Here is a 4,542-nt window from a genome sequence, read left to right as displayed (position 1 = left end):
ACGAGAGCGATCTCATAGCGAAGCCGGATCCTTCAACTTTTGAGATCCTGCCGTGGAGGCCGAAAGAGGATGCCGTCGCGCGGATGTTCTGCGACCTCTACACGCCCGACGACAAGCCATATGCCGGCGACACGAGATACATACTGAAAAGAAATCTTGACGAGATGAGAGCCATGGGATATGACCTTTTCAATGTGGGCCCGGAGCTGGAATATTTTTATTTTAAGAGCGACAGCAAGCCCGAGATAACGGACAAGGGCGGTTATTTTGATTATCTTCCGCTGGACACGGCGCACGATCTGAGGCGGGAGACGATAATGGCGCTGGAGGACATGGGCGTTGTCGTTGAGTATTCGCACCACGAGGTGGCTCCGTCGCAGCACGAGATAGACCTGCGTTATGCGGAGGCCCTGGGGATGGCGGACAATGTCATCACCTACAAAGTCGCCGTCAAATCGGTGGCGTGGAACAACGGGCTTTACGCCTCTTTCATGCCCAAGCCCATTTTCGGCGAGAACGGTTCGGGGATGCATGTGCATCAGTCGCTGTTTCTCAAGGGCAAGAACACCTTTTTTGATAAGAGCGACGAGTTCAATCTTTCCGCGGACGCGAGGCATTATATCGCCGGGATCATGAAGTACGCGCGGGAGATATGCCTTGTCACGAATCAGTGGACAAATTCCTATAAGAGGCTGGTGCCCGGTTATGAGGCGCCCGTTTATATCGTCTGGGGAAGGCGCAACCGCTCGGCCCTTGTGCGGGTGCCGATGTACAAGCCCGGACAGGAGAACGCCACGCGAGTGGAAGTACGTTTTCCGGATCCTGCCTGCAATCCTTATCTGGCCTTCAGCGTCATGCTGGCCGCCGGTCTTGACGGGATCAAGAATAAGCTGGAAATGCCGGACCCTGTCGAGCTGGATGTCTTCCATCTGACTGATGCGGAGAGAACCAAGATGGGGATTAAAACGCTCCCGGGAAGTCTCATAGAGGCCATAGAGGTCACGGAGAAGTCCGAGCTTGTGAGAAAGACTTTGGGCGACCACGTGTTCGACAAGCTGATAGAGAACAAAAAGATAGAGTGGGACAAATACAGACAGCAGGTGACGCAGTTTGAGCTGGACAACTATCTTCCCATACTCTGATTTTTGCGCCCGGCCGTTTTGATTATGAGAACTTTTTATAAACTCAGCGCCTCGGGCAATGATTTTATACTCATAGATTCGTTCAAGACGGCCTTGCCGCAGAGTTATCTGAGGAAATTCGCCGTTAAGCACTGCGCCAGAAAAACCGGAATAGGCGCCGACGGTCTGCTCGTCATAGAGAAGTCCCGTAAAGCTGATTTCAGGATGAGGATATTCAATTCCGACGGGAGTGAGGCCGAGATGTGCGGCAACGGCGCCCGCTGCTCGGCTCTCTGGTTCTTCATCAAAAAAAGCGGGAAAAGCTCCCTGAAGTTTGAGACTAAGGCAGGGATGATAGAGGCTGTGCGCGCAAAAAACAGGATCAAGCTCAGGATGACGCCTCCCGTCGATATGGAAGTGGGCATCAGCCTGTCCGTGGCCGGACGGAAGTTGGCGCTTGATTTTGTAAACACTGGCGTGCCTCACGCTGTCGTGGCAGTGACAGGCCTTGATAAGCTCGACATCGTGAAAATCGCCCCCGCGATACGCTATCACAGGCATTTCGCGCCCGCGGGCACGAATGTTGATTTCATGGAGCATCTCGGCGGAAACAGAATAAAGATAAGAACCTACGAGAGAGGTGTGGAAGACGAGACGCTCGCCTGCGGCACAGGCTCGGTCGCTTCGGCGCTTATCTCGCTCGACCGTTTTAACACGGGCGGTAAAAAGAATAAGGGAAAGATAGAGGTGAGGGTCAAAAGCGGAGAGACGCTGAGTATTTACTTTGAAAGAAAAAACGGCATAATAAAAAATGTCTGGCTGGAAGGCACGGCGGCGGTGATATTTAAGGGTGAACTGCCGGAGTCAGGGGAGGGAGAGTGAGCAGATCTTTTGAGCTGGCCGACAGGCTGAAAAAACTTCCGCCGTATCTTTTCGCTGAGATAGACAGGGCGAAGAGGGAACTCAGAAACAAAAAAATATCTTTCATAGACCTCAGTATAGGGGATCCGGATATTCCCGCCCCGACGGCCGTTTTGAAAAAGATTTTTGAGGCATCCGCCATCAAGTCAAATCAGAAATACGCTCTGGACGCGGGCAAAGCTTCACTGAGGGCGGCTATACAGAAGTGGATGAAGAAGCGTTTTTCAGTCAATCTTGATCCGGGCAGTGAGATACTCCCTCTGATAGGTTCAAAGGAAGGCCTTGTGCACTTTCCTCTGGCTTTTGCCGGAGCGGGGGATTATGTTTTAATACCGTCGCCGGGTTATCCGGGATACAGGGCCGCGGCTTTGTTCGCGGGTGCGCGTGTTCATGAGATGCCGCTACTTGAGAAAAACGCTTTTTTGCCGGAACTGAAAAAAATCCCCGTGTCCGTCAGGAACAAGGCGAAAATAATGTATCTCAATTACCCCAACAATCCGACCACGGCGCTGGCACCGAAAAGTTTTCTTGAGGAAGCGGTGCGGTTCTGCTCCAAACACGGCATAATCCTCGCCTATGACAACGCTTATTCGGAGATATTCTTTGAAAAAAAACCGGTGAGTGTGCTTCAGATAAAAGGCGCTAAAGAAGTGGCGGTGGAGTTCCATTCTTTCTCCAAAACCTTCTGTATGACGGGTTTCAGGTTGGGCTGGGCCTGCGGTTCTGCGCATCTTGTCGGCGGCCTTCTGAAGCTGAAGACGAACATAGATTCGGGTGTGTGGGGCGCCATTCAGGAGGGCGGTGCGCACGCTCTGAATAAAGAATGGAAATACACGGACAGTTTGCGTAAGCAGTTTGCCGCGCGCCGTAATTTGTTTGTCGCCGGCCTTAAGAAAAAAGGTTTTGATGGCATACACGCGGATTCCGCGTTTTATGTATGGGCGCGTCTTCCCCGGGGCTACAGCTCTTCAATAGAATACGCCGCGCATCTCCTCAAAGACAAAAATATAGTGGCGACGCCCGGTCTGGGTTTCGGCTCTCACGGCGAAGGTTTTATACGATTCGCCCTCACCACAGGCACGGCCGAACTCAAAAAAGCCCTCCAAAAACTATAAAAGAAATTTTTGATTTAAAAATGCCAACCTTTTGTAAGTTAATGGTAGTGTTTCAAAATCCCATTCAAAATCCTAATTATACTTGTGAGTTTCAACATAAATGTGTAGGTATCAGCGTTGAAGCAGAGAAGAAAATATAGTATACTGAAATATGAGAATAGCGATTAGGAAAATACCTTTATTACTTTCAGTTCTTGCAGTTTTATCTACTGGAACAACTTTTTCTTATTCTGCAGAGGAAACACGAATTTTAGCGATACTCCCTTTTAAAAACCTGACTTCATATAAAAGTATGGACTGGTTATCCGAGGGAATAGCGTCTTCTTTAATAACTAAGTTATCGGAGGCCGAAAACTTAATTATTGTGGAAAGATACTATATAGAAAAGGTATTTGAAGAGAAAAAACTTGAAATGGCAGGAATTGCAGAGGCTACAGCAGCTGATGCCGGGAAATTGTTAGGAGCAAACATCATAGTTTTAGGAGAATTCCAATATTTTAATCAGAAAATAAAAATAAGTTTGAGGCTTATTGATGTGAATACCGGAAAAATAGAAGGAGGGGCCGAAGAGGTAGGAGAGCTTAAAGATATATTTATTCTTGAGAATAAATTATCACAGAATATACTTTTAAGTTTGGGCAAATCGACGGAAGAACTAGGCCAATTGGATATCGTATCGGTTAATACAACGTCTATTAAAGCATATGAAGAATATTCAATGGCAAAAAAAGTCTGGGATGGAAAAAGTGTTGAACCTGAGAATATCAGGAAGGCGATAAAACACTATGAAAAAGCTTTAAAGTATGATAAAGACTTTTTTCTTGCTGCTATGGAACTGGGAGATGCCCTTGGAGAAATTGCAGAATTTGACAAAGCGCTTAAATGGTTTAAATATGCTTTGAAACTGGGTAAAAAAACAATAGAGGATAAAAATATAGCAGAGCATTGTCAATATAAGGCTTACGGAAAAATAAGTTTAACGTATTTTAAAAAAGGAAAATTCAATAAAGCTCTTGAAAATTTAAAGAAGGCATTAAAAATTCATCCCCGATGTCCTATCTCACATAATTTAATGGGACACATTTACAAGAAAAAAGGAGAGATGGGCAAAGCAATAACAGCATATAGAAAATCAATAGAGATAAATCCGTATAATACGAAAGCACACTATGATCTAGGCGTGGTTTTGATGGAAGCGGGAGAAACTTTAGAAGCGATAAAGGCTTTCAAAAAAAGTATTGAAATAGACTACTTTAATGAGTTCAGCGATAAAGCGCAAAAATACTTAAAAGAGCTTAGTTAATAAGTTAATGAACGTCCCCCTTATTTTGTCATTAAAATTTGAACTTTTCTTACTATTCACTTAATCGCTATTTGCTCTTTTT

General features: G+C 46.3%; 4 protein-coding genes. All 4 read left to right on the top strand.

All coding sequences use genetic code 11. From position 1 onward, the window contains the following. Positions 1 to 1,142: glutamine synthetase (locus FP827_00425; protein MBA3051552.1), on the top strand; the 1,142-nt coding region annotated here is incomplete at its 5' end. A gap of 24 nt (positions 1,143 to 1,166) precedes the next feature. Next, a complete protein-coding gene (locus FP827_00420; GenBank protein ID MBA3051551.1) occupies positions 1,167 to 2,003 on the top strand; it encodes a diaminopimelate epimerase in 837 nt (278 codons plus the stop codon). Continuing rightward, positions 2,000 to 3,157, top strand: coding sequence for an aminotransferase class I/II-fold pyridoxal phosphate-dependent enzyme (locus FP827_00415; GenBank protein MBA3051550.1), 1,158 nt, complete (start codon positions 2,000 to 2,002; stop codon positions 3,155 to 3,157). Before FP827_00420 ends, FP827_00415 begins: the two co-directional genes overlap by 4 nt. Before the next feature lie 151 nt (positions 3,158 to 3,308). Beyond that, positions 3,309 to 4,460 carry a tetratricopeptide repeat protein gene (locus FP827_00410; protein MBA3051549.1) on the top strand — a complete coding sequence of 384 codons (1,152 nt, stop codon included), beginning with the start codon at positions 3,309 to 3,311 and terminating at the stop codon, positions 4,458 to 4,460. The last annotated feature ends 82 nt before the right edge of the window (positions 4,461 to 4,542 follow it).

The organism is Candidatus Omnitrophota bacterium, from assembly GCA_013791745.1.
Lineage (GTDB): Bacteria > CG03 > CG03 > CG03 > CG03 > CG03.
This window is presented reverse-complemented; position numbering and strand designations above follow the sequence as displayed.